Source organism: Vibrio sp. S457-15 (genome assembly GCF_000960545.1).
Classification (GTDB): domain Bacteria; phylum Pseudomonadota; class Gammaproteobacteria; order Enterobacterales; family Vibrionaceae; genus Vibrio; species Vibrio parahaemolyticus.
Map to the genome: position 1 here is coordinate 1 of NZ_JYOQ01000114.1, position 19282 is coordinate 19282.

Annotated in this window: 19 protein-coding genes; all 19 read left to right on the forward strand. The window is 47.8% G+C overall.

What is annotated here, in order from left to right:
- The coding region (locus tag UF05_RS24460; RefSeq protein WP_253254355.1) for a flagellin at positions 1-126 on the forward strand (126 nt) is incomplete at its 5' end.
- A gap of 286 nt (positions 127-412) precedes the next feature.
- The gene (locus UF05_RS08965; protein WP_005457770.1) at positions 413-1543 is read left to right on the forward strand and encodes a flagellin; all 1131 of its coding nucleotides are present in this window, start codon (positions 413-415) and stop codon (positions 1541-1543) included.
- Between the two features lie 80 nt (positions 1544-1623).
- Complete coding sequence (gene flaG / locus UF05_RS08970; protein WP_005457768.1) at positions 1624-2058, forward strand: flagellar protein FlaG; 435 nt, start codon at positions 1624-1626, stop codon at positions 2056-2058.
- 20 nt (positions 2059-2078) lie between these two features.
- Positions 2079-4079 (forward strand): flagellar filament capping protein FliD, encoded by a 2001-nt coding sequence (gene fliD, locus UF05_RS08975; RefSeq protein WP_029833712.1) that lies wholly within the window; start codon positions 2079-2081, stop codon positions 4077-4079.
- A 3-nt stretch (positions 4080-4082) separates the two neighbouring features.
- Entirely contained in the window at positions 4083-4388 is a 306-nt protein-coding gene (locus UF05_RS08980) for a flagellar protein FliT (protein WP_005457717.1), read from the forward strand.
- A 12-nt stretch (positions 4389-4400) separates the two neighbouring features.
- Entirely contained in the window at positions 4401-4811 is a 411-nt protein-coding gene (gene fliS / locus UF05_RS08985) for a flagellar export chaperone FliS (RefSeq protein WP_005433081.1), read from the forward strand.
- 288 nt (positions 4812-5099) lie between these two features.
- Entirely contained in the window at positions 5100-6566 is a 1467-nt protein-coding gene (locus UF05_RS08990) for a sigma-54 dependent transcriptional regulator (RefSeq protein WP_005481102.1), read from the forward strand.
- A 176-nt stretch (positions 6567-6742) separates the two neighbouring features.
- Positions 6743-7774, forward strand: coding sequence for a sensor histidine kinase (locus UF05_RS08995; RefSeq protein ID WP_005457625.1), 1032 nt, complete (start codon positions 6743-6745; stop codon positions 7772-7774).
- Between the two features lie 36 nt (positions 7775-7810).
- The gene (locus UF05_RS09000) at positions 7811-9220 is read left to right on the forward strand and encodes a sigma-54-dependent transcriptional regulator (RefSeq protein WP_005457658.1); all 1410 of its coding nucleotides are present in this window, start codon (positions 7811-7813) and stop codon (positions 9218-9220) included.
- Between the two features lie 126 nt (positions 9221-9346).
- On the forward strand, positions 9347-9658 hold the full coding sequence (gene fliE / locus UF05_RS09005) for a flagellar hook-basal body complex protein FliE (protein WP_005457685.1): 312 nt from the start codon (positions 9347-9349) through the stop codon (positions 9656-9658).
- A gap of 14 nt (positions 9659-9672) precedes the next feature.
- Positions 9673-11415: a flagellar basal-body MS-ring/collar protein FliF gene (fliF, locus tag UF05_RS09010; protein WP_082063998.1), complete on the forward strand. Its 1743-nt coding sequence runs from the start codon at positions 9673-9675 to the stop codon at positions 11413-11415.
- Positions 11408-12463, forward strand: a complete 1056-nt coding sequence (gene fliG, locus UF05_RS09015) for a flagellar motor switch protein FliG (protein WP_005457745.1) — start codon at positions 11408-11410, stop codon at positions 12461-12463. Before fliF ends, fliG begins: the two co-directional genes overlap by 8 nt.
- Positions 12464-12533: 70 nt before the next feature.
- Positions 12534-13334 carry a flagellar assembly protein FliH gene (fliH, locus tag UF05_RS09020; RefSeq protein ID WP_045545685.1) on the forward strand — a complete coding sequence of 267 codons (801 nt, stop codon included), beginning with the start codon at positions 12534-12536 and terminating at the stop codon, positions 13332-13334.
- 3 nt (positions 13335-13337) lie between these two features.
- A complete protein-coding gene (gene fliI, locus UF05_RS09025) occupies positions 13338-14657 on the forward strand; it encodes a flagellar protein export ATPase FliI (protein WP_005457757.1) in 1320 nt (439 codons plus the stop codon).
- A 6-nt stretch (positions 14658-14663) separates the two neighbouring features.
- The gene (fliJ, locus tag UF05_RS09030; protein ID WP_005457733.1) at positions 14664-15107 is read left to right on the forward strand and encodes a flagellar export protein FliJ; all 444 of its coding nucleotides are present in this window, start codon (positions 14664-14666) and stop codon (positions 15105-15107) included.
- A 174-nt stretch (positions 15108-15281) separates the two neighbouring features.
- Positions 15282-17213, forward strand: a complete 1932-nt coding sequence (locus UF05_RS09035; RefSeq protein WP_045545686.1) for a flagellar hook-length control protein FliK — start codon at positions 15282-15284, stop codon at positions 17211-17213.
- 49 nt (positions 17214-17262) lie between these two features.
- Positions 17263-17766 carry a flagellar basal body-associated protein FliL gene (gene fliL, locus UF05_RS09040; RefSeq protein ID WP_045545687.1) on the forward strand — a complete coding sequence of 168 codons (504 nt, stop codon included), beginning with the start codon at positions 17263-17265 and terminating at the stop codon, positions 17764-17766.
- Between the two features lie 7 nt (positions 17767-17773).
- Complete coding sequence (gene fliM, locus UF05_RS09045; protein WP_005457756.1) at positions 17774-18820, forward strand: flagellar motor switch protein FliM; 1047 nt, start codon at positions 17774-17776, stop codon at positions 18818-18820.
- A gap of 51 nt (positions 18821-18871) precedes the next feature.
- Positions 18872-19282 carry a flagellar motor switch protein FliN gene (gene fliN / locus UF05_RS09050; protein ID WP_005457660.1) on the forward strand — a complete coding sequence of 137 codons (411 nt, stop codon included), beginning with the start codon at positions 18872-18874 and terminating at the stop codon, positions 19280-19282.

Below are 19282 nucleotides of genomic sequence, written 5' to 3' on the forward strand. Positions count from 1 at the left end.
AAAGATACCGACTTCGCGAAAGAAACGACGGCAATGACCAAGTCACAAATTCTATCGCAAGCGTCAAGCTCAATCCTTGCGCAAGCGAAACAAGCGCCAAACTCAGCGCTAAGTCTTCTAGGTTAATTTTAAACCTAAGACGAGAACCTCATTGGCTCGTGGTGAGAGATGAGCGAGTAAACCCAGCTTCGGCTGGGTTTTTTCTGCCTTTAAAAGAGCGAAGGTATTCATCAAAGACAATATTAGAGCTTCATCACACTTCAGTAAGCCAAAGAAAATAATCGCAAAAAATTGAAAATTTCTCCTAAAGGATATGCATACGTCGCCGTTAAAGGGACTGAGAGAAATGAGATGTGCCTAAGTGAGGTGAGAGACACGATGGTACATTCACTAAGCCTTAAGGAGATCAATTATGGCGATTAACGTTAATACTAACGTTTCTGCGATGACCGCACAGCGTTACCTAAACCACGCGGCTGAAGGTCAACAAAAATCAATGGAGCGTTTGTCTTCGGGTTATAAAATCAATAGCGCGAAAGATGATGCTGCAGGTCTACAGATTTCAAACCGTTTGAACGCTCAAAGCCGTGGCCTAGACATGGCTGTGAAAAACGCGAACGACGGTATCTCCATTGCACAGGTTGCTGAAGGTGCAATGAATGAATCTACCAACATCCTACAACGTATGCGTGACCTATCGCTTCAATCTGCGAACGGTTCTAACTCAAAAGCAGAACGTGTAGCGATCCAAGAAGAAGTAACAGCGCTAAACGACGAACTAAACCGTATCGCTGAAACAACCTCTTTCGGTGGTAACAAACTGCTTAACGGTACGTACGGTACTCAATCTTTCCAAATCGGTGCGGACTCTGGCGAAGCAGTAATGCTTTCTATGGGCAGCTTACGTTCTGATACTTCAGCAATGGGTGGTAAGAGCTACTCAGCAGAAGAAGGTAAAGATGCATCTTGGACAGTTGGTGATAAAACTGAGCTTAAAATGAGCTACACCAACAAACAAGGTGAAGAGAAAGAACTTACCATCAAGGCTAAGCAAGGCGACGACATCGAGCAGCTAGCAACTTACATCAACGGTCAAAGCGAAGATGTTAAAGCGTCTGTTGGTGAAGACGGCAAGCTACAAGTATTTGCTTCTACTCAGAAAGTAAATGGTGAAGTTGAGTTCTCTGGCAACCTAGCTGGCGAGATCGGTTTTGGTGATGCGAAAGACGTAACGGTTAAAGACATCGACGTAACAACGGTTGCAGGCTCTCAAGAAGCTGTAGCAGTTATCGACGGTGCACTTAAATCAGTAGACAGCCAACGTGCGTCACTAGGTGCTTTCCAGAACCGTTTCAACCACGCAATCAGCAACCTAGACAACATTAACGAAAACGTTAATGCATCTAACAGCCGTATTAAAGATACTGATTACGCGAAAGAAACAACAGCGATGACTAAGTCGCAAATTCTTCAGCAAGCAAGTACTTCAATCCTGGCTCAAGCGAAGCAGTCACCATCTGCAGCGCTAAGCTTGTTGGGCTAACAAGGTCGACCCAGCCTAGTGCTTAGGTCACCAAAACGATAGATCCTATCGTTAGCTCATAAGGTGGAAGGGAGATTGTAATGGAAATATCCTCCTACGCATCGAACATCCAGCCTTACGGCACACCGAATGGCACAAATGTTGCAAATAAAAATGGCAACGGCATAGGTACGCCTAGCACAGCAAGTTCAACCGGTGACGTTTCGCCGCAAAAAGCGAAAGGCACCGAGCACGACTTCTCTGTTCAAGCGGCAATCGAGATGGCGGAAAGCCGTCAGGAGCTAAACAGAGAAGAACGTGAAAAAATGGTCGAACAAATGAATGAGTTTGTCTCGTCCATCAACAAAGGAGTAGCGTTTCGTGTGGATGAAGAATCCGGCAGAGACGTTGTGACGATTTACGAAACCAATACTGGTGATGTGATTCGTCAATTTCCTGATGAAGAACTGCTAGTGGTATTGCGTCGCCTAGCTGAGCACACAGCTAACAGCGGTTTGTTAGTTGAAAAAGTGTAAGTCGTTTTTGAGGTGATTTAATGAGTTTAGGCCCTGTTGGGATGTCTGGCGGCATGGATATTAATTCCATGGTCAGCAAAATTGTGGATGCGGAACGTGTGCCTAAGCAGCAACGCATCGACAACGATCGCACGACAATCAATGCCAGTATCAGTGCCTATGGGCGACTCAGAGAATCGTTGGATACGATGAAAAATCTCATGGCGAACTTTCGTCAGGAGAAAGCGTTTGCCGTCCGCACGGTTGAAACCACGGACGACAATATCGTATCGGCCACCGCAACCACTGACGCTATAGCCGGTAAGTATGCTATCGATGTGTTGCAGCTTGCACAGAGCCACAAAGTCGCTTCTGACGTATTGCCAGAAGACGCAAAATTTGGTCCTGGTAAGCTGCAGATTTCGCTTGGTGATGACCGTTTTAATATCGAGGTTCGTTCTCGATCTAAGCTCATCGATGTCGTACGCGGCATCAATGGCGCTAAAGACAACCCTGGCGTTCGTGCTTCCGTCATTAATGATGTCGAAGGACCGCGTCTCATCCTTGCCTCAAACCTCTCTGGTAAGGATCATCAAATCAAAGTCAGCGTGGAAGCCGAAAGAGGCAACCCTCTGAAATATTTCGAATACCAAACACTTGAAGACCGAGTTAACGCGCTTGAAGAAGCACGTGCTGCGGCAGAAGAAGTGTTAGGGCCACTACAAGCTCCGCAACAACCGGATCAACCAGAAATTCTGGATGAGAACGGCAACCCTCTACCTCCAGAAGCGCAAAAAGCGGCAGATAATGCACAAGATGATGCATCGCAAGAGCCGATCTCTGCTGCTGGTGCAGAGGCTGCTAAAGCCGGACAAGAAGCCATTGATAAGGCCAATCAACGTTCGAGCTTGCGACCTGAAGAGCGCATTCCCGGTTGGACAGAAACTGCGTCAGGCACCTTGCTGGATTCATACGAAGAGCCAGAACTGGAACTGGACGAAAAGGCGATAGAGAAAGCGCCGGATGTTCCAGGTTGGAACAATGCCGCCTCAGGCACATTGACGGATTCTTACGTTACGACCAAAGAAGCTAAGCAGCTCCTAGAACAAGAAAAAGCAGAAATCGAGCAGAAAATTGCGGATGAAAAGCAAGAACTCGACGCAAAAGTCGAACGTGGTGAGCTTTCCGAAGAGCAAGCCAAGCAAATTCATCGTGCGAAACTTGATCCTCAAGAGCGTGAACGTCTAGAAAAAATCGACGAAGCAGAAGCCAAAATCGCAAAAGCGCAATCCTCATTCGAAGAATACCTTGGTATGACAGAGGTACAAGCAGGGCAAGATTCTGAAGTGCTGCTTGATGGCGTGGCAAAACTTTCAAGCCATAACAACGTAATTGAAGACGCCATTGAAGGCGTAGATTTGACACTTAAAGGCAAGTCAGAACCAAACAAGCCGCCTGCAGAAATCGGTGTCGAGTACGACCGTCAAAGTGTACGCAACGACATCGAAAACTTTGTTTCGGCGTACAACTCGTTTTACCAAACTTCGCAAGCACTCTCGAGTGTGGACCCAACTACCGGCCAAAAAGGGCCGCTAGCTGGTGACAGCACGGTGCGAAGTGCCGATTCACGATTGAAAGCCGTCTTTTCAAGCCGAATCGATCAAGCACCAGAAAATCTGAAATCATTGACAGAATTTGGCATTACCACGACACGTCAAGGCACGCTTGAAATCAACTATGACATGCTTGACCGTCAGTTGAACAATAACTTCAACGAGTTAGAAAAATTCTTCGGTGGTAACACTGGTTTTGCGAAGCGTATCGAAGATGCGATTCACGGCATCACCGGTATTACGGGCAGCATTCGTACGCGAGAGAAAAGTCTCACAGAACAAAACTACCGTTTGAATGATGACCAAGCGGCATTAGATCGCCGCATGGAAGGGCTGGAAAAGCGTACCCATGCGAAATTTACCGCGATGCAAGACGCGACAGGTAAGATGCAGGGGCAACTTGGGGCTCTTATGAGTGCGTTAGGTTAATAAATGCAAAATGAACTCATAGAAATTAGTGATATAGATCAACTAATTACGCAAGAGCTGGAAAAAGTTGACTTTAATACTGAAGAAATTCTTCGCTTGGTCGATATCAGGGAACGGTTATTGCAAAACCTGTTACCAATTATTCAACAAAATCCCTTGGTAAAGCAGGATGCAGAGTGGCAAGACTTGCTGACTCGTACCAAAAGAATTGTCGAGCTGATGCAATCAGAAACGTCAAAGGTCGGAAAAGAGCTTCACAAATTCCGTTATGGCCAACGTTCGCTTCAGCAGTACAAAAAATTTATTTAAAAGAGGATTACTATGCGCGGTTCTTTGCAAGCATACAAAAAAGTATCAGTCGACAGCCAGCTGAGCGCGGCTTCTCCGCACAAAGTCATTCAAATGCTTATGGCTGGTGCAATTGAGCGCCTTATTCAAGGCAAAGCAGCCATGCAAGCAGGCAATATCCCAGCAAAAGGCGAGCGTTTAGGTAAAGCACTCGACATTATTATTGCGCTACGCAGCTGTTTGTCGATGGAAGATGGTGGTGACATCGCTTCAAACTTAGATTCATTGTATGAGTTTATGATCACGCAGATTTCTGCGGCAAACCACCAGAATGATCCACAGCCGATCGACGACGTTATTGACATTATTCGTGAGATTAAATCCGCTTGGGATCAGATCCCAACAGAGTTCCACAACTTGACGGCAGCAGAAGTCGGCATTTAATAATCAAAACAATGCTTTAGGATCGACTTAAAACATTAAGACTGCATTAGCAACAAGTTGCGCATGAAAGTTACAATCGAGCTCACACCTCTATATTGCTTGGTTGCCTTATTTTCATATTCAAATAAAATAGAAGCCATTAGTAGCCCTAATGGCTTTTTTTGTTGCTGATTTTCCTATTTTGTCGATCGTAAATTGAGTGTGGTGTTTCCGCCTTCTTTAACACCCAATTGCGCAAATCCAGGTTTGGCCGCAACGCACCTAAAATAAAGGCAATCATTCTTACTTATGCAAGGTTTGGCAAAGCTGCTTGTAATTGATGATGACGCATCAAGTCGTTTGAATTTAAGCAATATATTGGAATTTGTTGGAGAAAGTTGCGAAGCTGTTGGTTCTGAACAGCTAGGCGATGTTGATTGGTCTAGCGTATGGTCAGGCTGTATCGTTGGCAATATCTCAGCGGGTCGAGCGGCAACTGCCGTGATGGCTCGTCTCAACGATGCATACCATATCCCACTTCTTGTCTTGGGCAGCTTTCCTTTGCCTGTGGACGATCTCCCAAACTTTGTTGGCGAATTAGAGCAACCGCTAAATTACCCACAGCTTAGTGAAGCGTTACGTCACTGCAAAGATTTTCTTGGCCGTAAAGGGGTCAATGTTGTTGCTAGTGCGCGTAAAAACACGCTGTTTCGTAGCTTAGTAGGGCAGAGTCGCGGTATTCAAGAAGTGCGTCATCTTATTGAGCAAGTATCGGGTACAGAAGCCAATGTCTTGATCCTTGGTGAATCGGGTACGGGTAAAGAAGTGGTAGCGCGTAACATTCACTACCATTCGTCATACCGCAATGGTGCGTTTGTGCCAATTAACTGTGGTGCAATCCCACCGGAGCTACTCGAAAGCGAATTGTTTGGCCACGAAAAAGGCGCGTTTACTGGTGCGTTAACGGCGCGTAAAGGTCGATTCGAATTAGCAGACGGTGGCACGATCTTCCTTGATGAAATTGGTGATATGCCAATGTCGATGCAAGTGAAGTTATTGCGTGTACTTCAAGAACGTTGTTTTGAGCGAGTTGGCGGAAACTCGACAATCAAAGTCAATGTGCGCGTGGTCGCTGCGACACACCGTAATCTGGAAAGCATGATCGAAGAGGGCACGTTCCGTGAAGATTTGTTCTATCGTTTGAACGTTTTCCCAATCGAAATGCCAGCGCTAAAAGAGCGTAAGCAAGATATCCCATTGTTATTGCAAGAGCTGATGACACGTCTGGAAGCCGAAGGCGGCCAGCCAATCTGTTTCACGCCGCGTGCGATCAACTCTTTGATGGAACACCACTGGCCGGGTAACGTGCGCGAGTTAGCTAACCTTGTTGAGCGCATGATCATTTTGTACCCAAACAGTCTGGTTGATGTGAACCATCTTCCGACGAAATATCGCTACAGTGATATTCCAGAGTTCCAACCTGAAGGTAATCCGTTCACTTCGATTGAAGAGCAAGAGCGCGATGTGTTCCAAGACATCTTCTCGGAAGATTTCAGCTTTGACGAGCAAAGCGATCTGGATCACAACATGAATGCTCCTCAGGCGTTGCCACCAGAAGGGGTGAATCTAAAAGAGCTATTAGCAGATTTGGAAGTCAATATGATCAGCCAAGCGTTAGAAGCGCAAGGTGGGGTCGTTGCAAGAGCTGCTGATATGCTGGGTATGCGCCGTACAACGTTGGTTGAGAAAATGCGCAAGTATAATTTACAGCGTTAGATCGAGCTTCAGTTCAATCACAAAAGTTATCTTTTCTGACATTAAAATCAGACATTTCTCGGTGTCAACTTATTGTCGATAACATAACGTCATGATAAATATAAAAAATAGCTTGGTACGCTAATTGCTTACCAAGCTATTTTACTTTTTAGTGGCGATATTTCGACAGGCAGTGAATGGACAATAACACCAACCAATCCCATTTAGACTCAGTAGAAAACCAAGTTGAGCGCTATAAGCAGGTATTGGATGTGATGCCCGCAGGGGTTATTTTGCTCGATACGTATGGTGTTGTGCGAGAAGCCAACCCCGAGGCGCACCGAATTCTAGAAATCCCACTGGTTAACGAGAAATGGTTCAACATCATTCAAGCGGCTTTTGATCCGCGTGAAGATGATGGCCACGAAGTGTCATTGCGTAATGGTCGCAAAGTGCGTTTGGCGATTTCTGCTTCCGCTACAGGGCAGTTGATCCTCATCACCGACTTAACCGAAACCCGTTTACTGCAAGCTCGTGTGAGTGATTTACAACGTCTTTCTTCATTAGGGCGTATGGTTGCATCGCTAGCGCATCAAGTGAGAACGCCGCTGTCGAGCGCAATGTTGTACGCCTCTAATTTGGGCGCGCCTAATCTTCCGCCAGCGACGAGAGAGCGCTTCCAAAGTAAATTAATGGATCGACTGCACGATTTGGAGAAGCAGGTTAATGATATGCTGCTTTTTGCCAAAGGTGGTGATAATAAAGTCATTAAGCCATTTACGATTGCTCAATTGGTTGCTGAATACCAACCAATGGTCGAAACCGCTCTTAAAAACAACAACATTGATTACTTCCTCGAAGTAGAAGAAGAACAGACCGAATTGCTTGGCAACGCGAATGCTATCGCCTCTGCACTGAGTAACTTGGTGATGAACGCGATTCAAATGTCAGGCAAAGAGTCGCAAATCGACATCTTTTTCCGCCCGGTGAACGGTGAACTGCGCATTTCTGTGCAAGACAGCGGCCCGGGTGTACCACAAGAACTACAGGCCAAAATTATGGAGCCATTTTTTACCACGCGTTCTCAAGGAACCGGGTTAGGGCTGGCTGTCGTTCAAATGGTTTGCCGTGCCCATGACGGTCGATTGGAACTTATTTCAGAGCAGGGTGATGGAGCCTGCTTTACCATGTGCATTCCGCTGGAGCGAGTGCAATCAGAAGCGCAATAAGCGGCTTCTGGTAATAACAATTACTGGAGAATCAGAATGGCGCAAAGCAAAGTGCTGATCGTAGAAGACGACGAAGGTCTTCGTGAAGCCCTCGTGGATACTCTGGCTCTGGCAGGGTATGAATGGTTAGAAGCCGATAGTGCAGAAGACGCATTAGTAAAACTGAAATCAAATGCGGTTGATATCGTGGTATCTGACGTGCAAATGGCAGGTATGGGTGGCTTAGCGCTGCTGCGTAACATCAAACAAAATTGGCCGAACTTGCCAGTGCTGCTAATGACGGCTTACGCCAATATCGAAGATGCCGTTTCTGCAATGAAAGATGGCGCGATTGATTACATGGCGAAACCATTTGCACCAGAAGTGCTGCTTAATATGGTAAGCCGCTATGCTCCTATCAAAAGTGATGACAACGGTGATGCTGTCGTTGCTGATGAAAAGAGTCTGCGCTTACTTGCTTTGGCTGATAAAGTAGCTCGCACTGATGCGAACGTGATGATCTTAGGCCCAAGCGGTTCGGGTAAAGAAGTGATGTCGCGTTACATTCACAAAGCATCAAACCGTAAAGACGGTCCATTCGTTGCGATTAACTGTGCGGCGATTCCTGACAACATGCTGGAAGCGACGCTATTCGGTTATGAAAAAGGTGCATTCACTGGTGCTGTTCAGGCGTGTCCGGGTAAGTTTGAGCAAGCGCAAGGCGGCACAATCTTACTTGATGAAATCAGCGAGATGGACTTAAACCTGCAAGCGAAGTTATTGCGTGTTCTACAAGAGCGCGAAGTAGAGCGCTTAGGCAGCCGTAAGAGCATCAAGCTAGATGTTCGTGTGCTAGCGACCAGTAACCGTGATCTCAAACAGTATGTGTCGGAAGGTAATTTCCGTGAAGACTTGTACTACCGCCTGAATGTGTTCCCAATCGCATGGCCAGCGCTGAATGAGCGTAAAGGGGACATTGCGCCACTTGCGAAGCATCTTGCCGAGCGTCACTGTAGCAAAATGGGTATGCCTGTTCCTCAGTTCTCGCCAGTTGCAGTGGAAAAACTATTGCAGTACCCATGGCCAGGTAATGTTCGAGAGCTGGATAACGTTGTACAACGCGCGCTGATTTTGAGTGAAAACGGCGATATCGGTGCAGAGCACATCTTGCTAGAAGGCGTGGATTGGCAAGATGCCAACAGCTTGCAATACGTTGTCCAAAGTGCAGAAACGTTGGTTCCTGATGTCAAGCCTGTTGCTCAAGCTGAATCCGTCAACCGCGTTAACACTGGCGGCGAGGGGTTGGGTGGCGAGCTACGCGATCAAGAGTATGCGATCATTCTAGAAACCTTGGTGGAATGTAATGGTCGACGCAAAGAAATGGCAGAGAAATTGGGCATAAGCCCACGTACTCTGCGCTACAAACTTGCCAAAATGCGTGACGCGGGTATAGATATTCCGAGTTAGGTTTCACACGCGTAGCCATAAGACAAAAGTGTGAGTAAACTATACTGCTGGCGTCTTATGGCACATAAATTGCTGTGTCAATATTTAGTTTAAATAGATAGTCAAACTTTTGGCTCAGAGGTGATAATGAAAGTTGATGGTATTCAGGCCGAAATGCGCGCCATGATGGTTGAAGCGACCAACACCACTCCGACAGGAACGGGTGCGAAAGTGGGTGCAGATTTCAATGATCTCCTAACCAAAGCCATCAATAACGTAAACTCACTTCAAAAATCATCTGGCGATCTACAAACGCGTTTTGATCGTGGTGATGCCGATGTTTCCTTATCTGACGTCATGATTGCTCGTAACAAATCCAGTGTTGCTTTTGAAGCCACTGTTCAAATCCGCAATAAGCTCGTTGAGGCCTACAAAGACCTCATGAACATGCCAGTGTAATTTAGGTAATAAGTGTGGCAGACAAGTCTACAGATTTAACCGTCACTGATGGCGGCTCAGATGGCGCACTGGTTTCTAGCTCCGATATGGATGTGGAAAGCCAAAATCCAGATTTAGAAGAGCGCAGTGCATCAAAATTCGATATGGCCGTGGGCGACCTCGATTTGCTTCGACAGGTCGTGCTTGTGCTATCGATCTCTATCTGTGTTGCGTTAATCGTGATGTTGTTCTTCTGGGTAAAAGAACCAGAAATGCGTCCGCTTGGCGCTTACGACACTGAAGAACTGATCCCTGTTCTGGATTACCTTGACCAGCAAAAAATCAATTACAAACTCGATGGTAATACCGTTTCGGTGGAGTCGAGCGAGTACAACTCAATCAAATTAGGCATGGTGCGTTCGGGCGTCAATCAAGCGACCGAAGCGGGCGATGACATTCTGCTGCAAGACATGGGCTTTGGTGTTTCTCAGCGCCTAGAGCAAGAACGTCTTAAGCTCAGCCGTGAGCGTCAGCTAGCTCAAGCCATAGAAGAAATGAAGCAGGTTCGCAAAGCGCGAGTGTTGTTGGCGTTGCCGAAACACAGTGTGTTTGTGCGTCATAACCAAGAAGCTTCCGCCTCAGTATTTTTGACGCTATCGACAGGCGCCAACCTCAAGCAGCAAGAAGTGGACTCGATTGTCGATATGGTCGCGAGCGCCGTTCCAGGCATGAAGACATCGCGCATTACCGTCACGGATCAGCATGGCCGTTTGTTGAGCTCTGGTTCGCAAGATCCGGCGTCTGCCGCGCGTCGTAAAGAGCAAGAGTTAGAACGCAGCCAAGAACAAGCATTGCGTGAAAAAATCGACTCTGTTCTGTTGCCTATTCTTGGTTTTGGTAACTACACCGCGCAAGTGGATATCCAAATGGATTTCAGTGCGGTTGAGCAAACTCGTAAACGTTTCGACCCAAATACGCCATCGACCCGCAGCGAGTACGCGTTAGAAGATTACAACAACGGCAACATGGTAGCAGGCATTCCGGGTGCGCTTAGTAATCAGCCTCCGGCGGATGCTTCTATTCCGCAAGACGTCGCGCAAATGAAAGACGGCTCGGTAATGGGGCAAGGCTCTGTACGTAAAGAATCGACCCGCAACTTCGAGCTAGATACCACGATTAGCCATGAGCGTAAGCAAACGGGCACCGTGGCGCGCCAGACTGTTTCAGTGGCCATCAAAGACCGTCGCCAAGTTAATCCAGAGACAGGTGAAGTGACTTACACACCTATGTCGGAAGGTGAAATCAACGCGATTCGTCAGGTGTTGATTGGCACCGTCGGCTTTGATCAATCTCGTGGTGATTTACTTAACGTATTGAGCGTCAAGTTTGCCGAGCCAGAAACCGAGCAGCTTGTTGACCAACCAATTTGGGAACACCCGAACTTCAACGATTGGGTTCGTTGGTTCGCCAGCGCTTTAGTTATCATCGTGGTTGTGCTTGTACTGGTTCGCCCTGCAATGAAGAAACTGCTTAACCCAGCTGGTGATGACGACGATGAAATGTACGGCCCAGACGGTTTGCCAATTGGTGCCGATGGCGAAACCAGCCTAATTGGTAGCGACATTGAAAGCAGTGAGCTGTTTGAATTTGGTTCAAGTATCGATCTGCCTAACCTTCATAAAGATGAAGACGTACTGAAAGCGGTTCGTGCACTTGTAGCGAACGAACCAGAGCTAGCGGCTCAAGTTGTGAAAAACTGGATGAACGAAAATGGCTAACGATATCGTACCTCAAGATGAAAACGGCGCAGGCATGCCAGTTGAGTTTGATGCCTCCACCATTACTGGTGAAGAGAAAGCGGCCATTTTGTTATTAAGTCTGAATGAGCAAGATGCGGCTGGCATCATCCGTCATTTAGAACCGAAACAAGTACAGCGCGTTGGTAGTGCAATGGCGCGTGCAAAAGATTTAAGCCAAGAGAAAGTATCGGCGGTGCACCGTACGTTTTTGGAAGATATCCAGAAATACACCAACATTGGTATGGGCAGCGAAGACTTTATGCGTAATGCCTTGGTGGCCGCGCTGGGTGAAGACAAAGCGAACAACTTGGTTGATCAAATTTTGCTGGGTACCGGTTCGAAAGGTCTGGATTCATTGAAATGGATGGACCCACGCCAAGTGGCAAGCATTATCGTCAACGAACACCCGCAAATTCAAACCATCGTATTGTCGTACTTGGAAGCGGATCAATCGGCGGAAATTCTTTCTCAGTTCCCAGAGCGTGTGCGTTTGGATCTGATGATGCGTATTGCCAACCTTGAAGAGGTTCAGCCATCAGCATTGGCAGAGCTAAACGAGATCATGGAGAAGCAGTTCGCGGGTCAAGCGGGTGCACAAGCAGCCAAAATTGGCGGCCTGAAGGCAGCAGCCGAGATCATGAACTACCTAGACAACAACGTCGAAGGTATCTTGATGGAACAAATCCGCGACCAAGACGAAGACATGGCGACGCAAATCCAAGATCTTATGTTCGTCTTCGAGAACTTGGTCGAAGTGGACGACCAAGGTATTCAGAAATTGCTGCGTGATGTACCGCAAGACGTTCTACAAAAAGCACTCAAAGGTGCCGATGATTCTCTACGTGAGAAAGTCTTCAAGAACATGTCTAAGCGTGCCGCTGAGATGATGCGTGACGACATCGAAGCGATGCCACCAGTGCGTGTGGCAGACGTAGAAGCGGCGCAGAAAGAAATCCTGGCGATTGCTCGTCGTATGGCCGACGCTGGCGAAATCATGCTTTCTGGCGGCGCAGACGAGTTCTTATAATCTCTATAGCCCTGCGACCTTCTTGTTGCGGGGCAGCTTCACTTCAAATCTAATACACAGTAGGTAACCCATGGCTGGCGATAGAAAACGTGGATTTATCCGTCCTGATGAAGATGATGCGCTGATTGAACCGCAGCGTTGGGGTTTGCCCGACTATGGCGATTCAAAGGAAAAAAAAGCCAAACAGACTGCGTTTAACTACGATCCTAGCTGGGTGCCAAACTTTGACGAGCCAGAAGAAGAGCAAGCTCTTGAACTGACAGAAGAAGAGATCGAACTGATCAAGCAAGGCGCTTATCAAGAAGGTTTGTACCAAGGTCAAGAAGCTGGCTTTAAGCAAGGGTACGACAAAGGCAAAGAAGAAGGCTTGCAAGCAGGCCATGCTGAGGGCTTAGAGCTGGGTAAAGCAGAAGGCGTTTCTGCTGGCCAAGAGTTTATTCAACAGCAGGTTGAAGTGTTTATGAATCTCGCCAACCAGTTTGCTCAACCTTTGGAGCTGATGAATGCTCAGGTAGAGAAGCAACTGGTGGACATGGTGCTGTGCTTAGTCAAAGAAGTGGTGCATGTCGAGGTTCAAACCAATCCACAAATTATTCTCGATACGGTTAAGCAGTCGGTAGAAGCGCTGCCGATTTCTGGCCATCCAATCACATTGCATCTCAACCCGGAAGATGTTGCCATCATTCGCTCTGCGTATGGTGAAGAAGATTTAGATTGCCGTAACTGGACACTGGTTTCTGAGCCATCACTTAATCGTGGCGATGTGCAAATCGAAGCAGGCGAATCGAGCATTAACTACCGCATGGAAGAGCGCATCAAGAGTGTGCTGCACAGCTTTTGTGGCGCGAACCGTCACCAAGAGGGTGAGTAATCCATGCAAGCTTTGGCCGATCGTCTCAAAAACTACAAAGTCGAAGGCTTAACCACGCGCCCGGTCGCTTCTGGCAAATTGGTGCGCGTTGTTGGTTTGACCTTAGAAGCAACGGGCTGTCGTGCGCCGATCGGCAGTCTATGTTTGGTTGAAACCATGTCTGGTCACATGGAAGCCGAAGTGGTTGGTTTTTCTGGTGATAACTTGTATTTGATGCCGAGTGAGCAAATCACCGGTATTTTGCCCGGTGCAAAAGTGACGCCATTAACCAGCGAAGCAGGTTTGCCTGTTGGTATGGAATTGCTTGGTCGCGTTATTGATGGCGTGGGCAATCCGCTGGATGGACTTGGTCCGATTTACACTGAGCACCGTGCGTCATTTAATGCGGAACCCATCAACCCACTGGCACGAAAACCGATATCTGAACCACTCGATGTTGGCTTAAAAGCGATCAACGGTTTGTTGACGGTAGGCAAAGGCCAGCGTATTGGCTTGTTTGCGGGTTCTGGTGTGGGTAAATCGGTCACGCTAGGCATGATGACACGAGGCACCACGGCGCAAGTGGTGGTGGTAGGTCTGATTGGCGAACGTGGACGCGAAGTTAAAGAATTTATTGAAGAGATTTTGGGCGAAGACGGACGTCGTCGCTCTGTTGTGGTGGCTGCTCCAGCTGATGCATCTCCGTTGATGCGTTTGAAGGGGTGTCAAACGGCGCTTACGATTGCCGAGTACTTCCGCGACCAAGGTTTGGATGTGCTGTTGCTGATGGATTCACTGACCCGTTTTGCTCAAGCGCAGCGTGAGATTGCCTTGTCGGTTGGTGAACCGCCAGCCACCAAAGGTTATCCGCCTTCGGTATTTGCCAAGTTGCCTGCGCTGGTGGAACGTGCGGGTAATGGCAGCCCAGAGCAAGGCTCGATCACCGCTTTCTTTACCGTTTTAACCGAAGGTGACGATCTGCAAGACCCGATCGCCGATGCGTCTCGTGCCATTCTCGATGGTCACATTGTTTTGTCGCGTGAAATGGCAGACGCGGGTCATTACCCTGCGATTGATGTCGAGAAATCGGTCAGCCGTGTGATGCCTCAGATCACCACCGAAGAACATGTGTTGATGTCGAAAGCGGTACGTCAGGTCTTGTCTATTTGTCGCAAAAATCAAGATTTGGTGTCGATTGGTGCTTACAAGCCGGGCACCGATCCGGCTATCGATGGCGCATTTACATTAAAGCCAAAGCTAGACGAATACTTGCAGCAGCGTATGAAAGAATCGGTGCCATACGATATGTGCGTCAATATGCTCAGAAATATTTTGGGTGGGTAATAGCGTATGAATAATGCGATGGAATTCCTACTTGAGCAGACCAAAGAGCGCGAAGACCAAGCCGTGCTTGCGCTGAACAAAGCGCGCTCTGAGCTTGAAGACTATTACCGTCAGGTTGAGCAAATCGAGAAATATCGTCTCGATTACTGCCAGCAGTTGGTGGATCGTGGTCAAGCGGGTTTAACCGCCAGCCAATACGGGCATCTCAACCGATTCTTATGTCAGCTTGACGAGACACTATCAAAGCAAAAGCAAGCAGAGCATCACTTCAAAGAACAAGTCGAAAACTGCAAAGACTACTGGCTCAAGATGCGCCAAGAACGCATGTCTTACGAGTGGATGATCGAAAAGAAAGCGAAAGAAAAGCAAATCGCGGAAGCCAAACGTGAGCAAAAGCAGATGGATGAGTTTTCCACGTTGTTGTTTAGCCGTAAGGCCAAGCCGTTCTAATTTTTGTTGAAGTTGATCTCGCTTCCACTCTTTTCGTGTGCGTTGTCCGTCAGGAAAATAGCCTTATGCGTTGGCGTGATTTTTGCAAATTCATGGTTTAATTATCTAATTTTGCCTCTGATGGGCAATCTGGTCACGCCATAAAAAGGCGTAGCTAAAAACGAGAAAGTTTTTATGAATGTGAATTTGTCTAATGTTTCTGCGACTAGCAAGACCTCAACTTCTGAGTCTTCCGCACAAGCACCTACAGAAAGCTCTGAAAGCAAAGGTTTTTTTGAAACCTTAGCGGGAGTTTTTACAGGTTCACAAAAAGCAGAAAAAGCGGTCACTCAAACAGCAAGTACAGATGCAAAGACCGACGTTAGCGCCACAGAAGGTGAAACGGTCGAGAAGAATGGCGAGAGCCAAGAATCAGTCGCGAACCGTGAGAGTGTCGACGGAAAAGCGGCTGATGCATTGCTAGAGCATGAAGGCGTAAAAGCCGTTGCTGACGAATCCGAGCAAACTTCGGAATCACTTCAAGAAGAAGGTAAAGCCCCCGTCGTAGCGAAGCAAGCTTTGTCGCCAATGGAGTCAGAGGCTCTGCTGGATTCAAAACAAAGCGCTCAGAACACAGACTCGCAAGATAAGATAGCGGTGGCCAGTGCGATGGGAGAAGGTCAGCAACTACTCGGTCGTATTGAACAAGCGAATCAAGCATTGCAAACCAATGATTCTTTTGTTGATAGCGGCAAGGGTTTGCCTCTACAGGCGACGCAAGCAACCTCTTTCTCTGCTCCAGTGTCGAAACTGGTCGAAACAGATGACGCAAAAGCGCTAGCAGCGTTGCAATCGACGCCTTCTGTTGAGCAAGTGAATTTGGCGGCCGAGCAGCAACTGGAACCAATCTTAGATGCCAATGGAAAGCCGATTGATATTGAGAAGCTACAGTCTCAATCAACTGAATGGCAAAACCTGACTGCGCCTCCTGTAATGGATGCTTCAGCAATGCAACAAGCTCAGGCGAACACCTCAGGTGCATTGGATGGTTCGGTGTCACTTGACCCTGAGATGCTCGGCTTTGAAGGTAAGGCGGTTCAGCTGGTTTCAATTGATGAGCTGGAAGTCATTGATACCAAGTTGGCGCAAGGCAAACCTCTGAGCGAACAAGAAATCAATGTCATTGAAGGTTTGAGAACGGGTGACGTCGTCGCGGATATTCCTGAGCAAGAGCTAGCCCAGTTGGTTGCGCTGCCAACGGACGTGAAAGCCATTCTTGCGGAGCAAAATACAACGCAGCATAACAATGTACGAAACGGCAGTGAACGAACAGCTGCTGCAGTCGCGATCGGGCAACAAGCACAATACGTAAACGCGCAAGAGATGAAGCACGCCGCTGCGCAAGCGCCAATGGCTCAACATGCCGATAAACTTACGTCCGCACCAATGCCTGATGCGCTGGTGGCGAATAATTTCAACCCAGCAGTTCAAATGGCTGCTAATGGGGAAGTGAGCCACAAAGCGATCAATGCCGCGTTAAGTGCAGGTGCGTTGAAAGCTACGGCGAGCCAGCAAGATAAGCCAGAGTCGCAATACGGATTAGCAGGACAGCTGCAAGCGGCAGCAGGTCAACAAGGTGTAGCAGCCCAACAGCAAACCCGATCGGAAGCCGCTCAGCAAGCGCAACTGCCTCTGCAATTAACAAAAGAGCTCGCTAATGAGCAAGTGGCGGAAAAAGTACAAATGATGATGTCGAAGAACTTGAAGAACCTCGACATCCGACTTGACCCACCAGAGCTTGGCCGTATGCAAATTCGCATGACGATGAACAACGATTTGGCCAACGTGCATTTTACGGTTACCAACCCACAAGCGCGTGACATTATTGAACAAACGTTGCCTCGTCTACGTGAAATGTTGGCTCAACAAGGGATGCAACTGGCGGATTCCTCGGTTCAGCAGCAAAGCAGTGGACAACAGCAAAGTGGTTACGCAGCGGCTGAACAAAATGGCCAAGGCACGTCTGGACGCGGTTTTTCTGGCCAGTCAGACGAAAACTTTGATGCCGACGTGAATCTTGATTTGAATGTGGTTTCAAAGCGTGATGGAATTAGTTTTTACGCCTAATGTCGTAACCTCAACCATCTTGAACAAGAACAAATAATTAGAGAAAACAATGGCAGAAGAACAGCTACAAGGTACCGATGCACCAAAAGGTAAAAGCAAGCTACTGATCATCATTATTGCAGTCGTGGTTCTGCTCGGTGGTGGTGGCGCGGCGGCGTTCTTTTTGATGGGATCGGATGATTCGGCTCAAGCCGCAGAGGCAGAGTCACAGCAAACACAGGCCGCAGCGGCTAACCCAATTGCGTACGTGAATCTTCCGCAACCGTTCATTTTTAACGTGACGGGTGACCGTCGCGATAGACTGGTGCAAATCAAAGCGCAGCTTATGGTACGTGGCTCAGAGAATGAGCAGTTGGCGCGTTACCATTCTCCGTTGGTTGAGAGCTCTTTGTTATCAACATTTGCATCGGCAACGGTAGAGCAGCTTCGTTCTCCAACGGGTCGAGTGGAACTGCGAGACCGAGCTTCCGAAGATATTAAAGCAGCTTTAAATGCTGCGGTCGGCAAGCCAGTGATTGAAAAAGTACTGTTTACAGATTTTGTTATTCAATAGGTAAAACGTGACCGATCTATTAAGCCAAGACGAAATTGATGCGCTACTGCACGGGGTTGATGATGTCGATGACATTGATGAGCCCTTAGATAACGACACGGAAGGTGCCGTCAGTTTCGATTTCTCGTCTCAAGACAGGATTGTCCGTGGTCGAATGCCAACGCTCGAACTGATTAACGAGCGTTTTGCACGACACATGCGGATCAGTCTGTTTAACATGCTGCGCAAAACGGCCGAAGTGTCGATCAACGGCGTACAGATGATGAAGTTTGGCGAGTACCAAAATACGTTGTACGTGCCCACCAGTTTGAACATGGTTCGCTTCCGTCCTCTTAAAGGTACGGCATTGATTACCATGGAAGCGCGTCTCGTCTTCATTCTGGTAGAAAACTTCTTTGGTGGTGATGGCCGCTTCCACGCCAAAATCGAAGGCCGTGAATTTACGCCAACTGAGCGTCGCATTATTCAGCTACTGCTGAAAATCGTGTTTGAAGACTACAAAGAAGCGTGGTCGCCAGTCATGGGCGTCGAGTTCGAATACCTCGATTCTGAAGTAAACCCAAGCATGGCAAACATCGTGAGCCCGACCGAAGTGATTGTCGTGAGCTCATTCCATATTGAAGTGGATGGCGGTGGCGGTGACTTCCATGTCGTAATGCCGTATTCCATGGTCGAGCCAATCCGCGAGTTGCTCGATGCTGGTGTTCAGTCGGACAAGATGGAAACTGACGTACGTTGGAGTTCAGCGCTGCGCGAAGAGATCATGGACTGTCCGGTAAACTTCCGAGTGAACTTGCTGGAAAAAGATATATCGTTGCGCGATTTGATGGAGCTGCAACCAGGCGACATTATTCCGATTGAAATGCCTGAGCACGCTACCATGTTTATCGAAGATTTACCGACTTACCGCGTAAAAATGGGGCGCTCTGAAGACAAGCTTGCCGTGCAAGTCTCTCAAGAGATTGAACGCCCACACGTAGTGAAAACTGATTTAGCCTTCTTGGGCAAAGACATCATGTCTGAGCTTGAGAATGACGATGATAGAGATGATTAAGACTCCTTACTCGTTGATTTGATTGAGTAAGGCTTAACACAGGATAGAAAAATGGAACCAAGTGACGATCAAAAGCTAGCAGACGAATGGGCAGCCGCTCTTGGCGAAGACCCGTCTGCACCTTCTATTGATGTAGATGAAGTATTGGCAGCGCCACTGGAAGAGCTGAAAGATACTTCTCGACCAATTACCGACGATGAACGTCGTAAACTCGATACCATCATGGACATTCCCGTTACCATCTCGATGGAAGTGGGACGTTCGCAAATCAGCATTCGTAACCTATTGCAATTGAACCAAGGTTCGGTCGTAGAGCTAGACCGCCTAGCGGGTGAATCGCTTGATGTCTTGGTTAACGGTACGTTGATTGCGCACGGTGAAGTCGTGGTAGTGAACGACAAGTTTGGTATCCGTTTGACTGATGTGATCAGCCAAACTGAACGCATCAAAAAGCTGCGTTAA

Excerpts from the sequence above, each read along its gene's own strand:
- UF05_RS08965 (WP_005457770.1), top strand. The coding sequence starts at position 413 with ATGGCGATTAACGTTAATACTAACGTTTCTGCGATGACCGCACAGCGT.
- flaG (WP_005457768.1), top strand. The coding sequence starts at position 1,624 with ATGGAAATATCCTCCTACGCATCGAACATCCAGCCTTACGGCACACCG.
- fliD (WP_029833712.1), top strand. The coding sequence starts at position 2,079 with ATGAGTTTAGGCCCTGTTGGGATGTCTGGCGGCATGGATATTAATTCC.
- UF05_RS08980 (WP_005457717.1), top strand. The coding sequence starts at position 4,083 with ATGCAAAATGAACTCATAGAAATTAGTGATATAGATCAACTAATTACG.
- fliS (WP_005433081.1), top strand. The coding sequence starts at position 4,401 with ATGCGCGGTTCTTTGCAAGCATACAAAAAAGTATCAGTCGACAGCCAG.
- UF05_RS08990 (WP_005481102.1), top strand. The coding sequence starts at position 5,100 with ATGCAAGGTTTGGCAAAGCTGCTTGTAATTGATGATGACGCATCAAGT.
- UF05_RS08995 (WP_005457625.1), top strand. The coding sequence starts at position 6,743 with ATGGACAATAACACCAACCAATCCCATTTAGACTCAGTAGAAAACCAA.
- UF05_RS09000 (WP_005457658.1), top strand. The coding sequence starts at position 7,811 with ATGGCGCAAAGCAAAGTGCTGATCGTAGAAGACGACGAAGGTCTTCGT.
- fliE (WP_005457685.1), top strand. The coding sequence starts at position 9,347 with ATGAAAGTTGATGGTATTCAGGCCGAAATGCGCGCCATGATGGTTGAA.
- fliG (WP_005457745.1), top strand. The coding sequence starts at position 11,408 with ATGGCTAACGATATCGTACCTCAAGATGAAAACGGCGCAGGCATGCCA.
- fliH (WP_045545685.1), top strand. The coding sequence starts at position 12,534 with ATGGCTGGCGATAGAAAACGTGGATTTATCCGTCCTGATGAAGATGAT.
- fliI (WP_005457757.1), top strand. The coding sequence starts at position 13,338 with ATGCAAGCTTTGGCCGATCGTCTCAAAAACTACAAAGTCGAAGGCTTA.
- fliJ (WP_005457733.1), top strand. The coding sequence starts at position 14,664 with ATGAATAATGCGATGGAATTCCTACTTGAGCAGACCAAAGAGCGCGAA.
- UF05_RS09035 (WP_045545686.1), top strand. The coding sequence starts at position 15,282 with ATGAATGTGAATTTGTCTAATGTTTCTGCGACTAGCAAGACCTCAACT.
- fliL (WP_045545687.1), top strand. The coding sequence starts at position 17,263 with ATGGCAGAAGAACAGCTACAAGGTACCGATGCACCAAAAGGTAAAAGC.
- fliN (WP_005457660.1), top strand. The coding sequence starts at position 18,872 with ATGGAACCAAGTGACGATCAAAAGCTAGCAGACGAATGGGCAGCCGCT.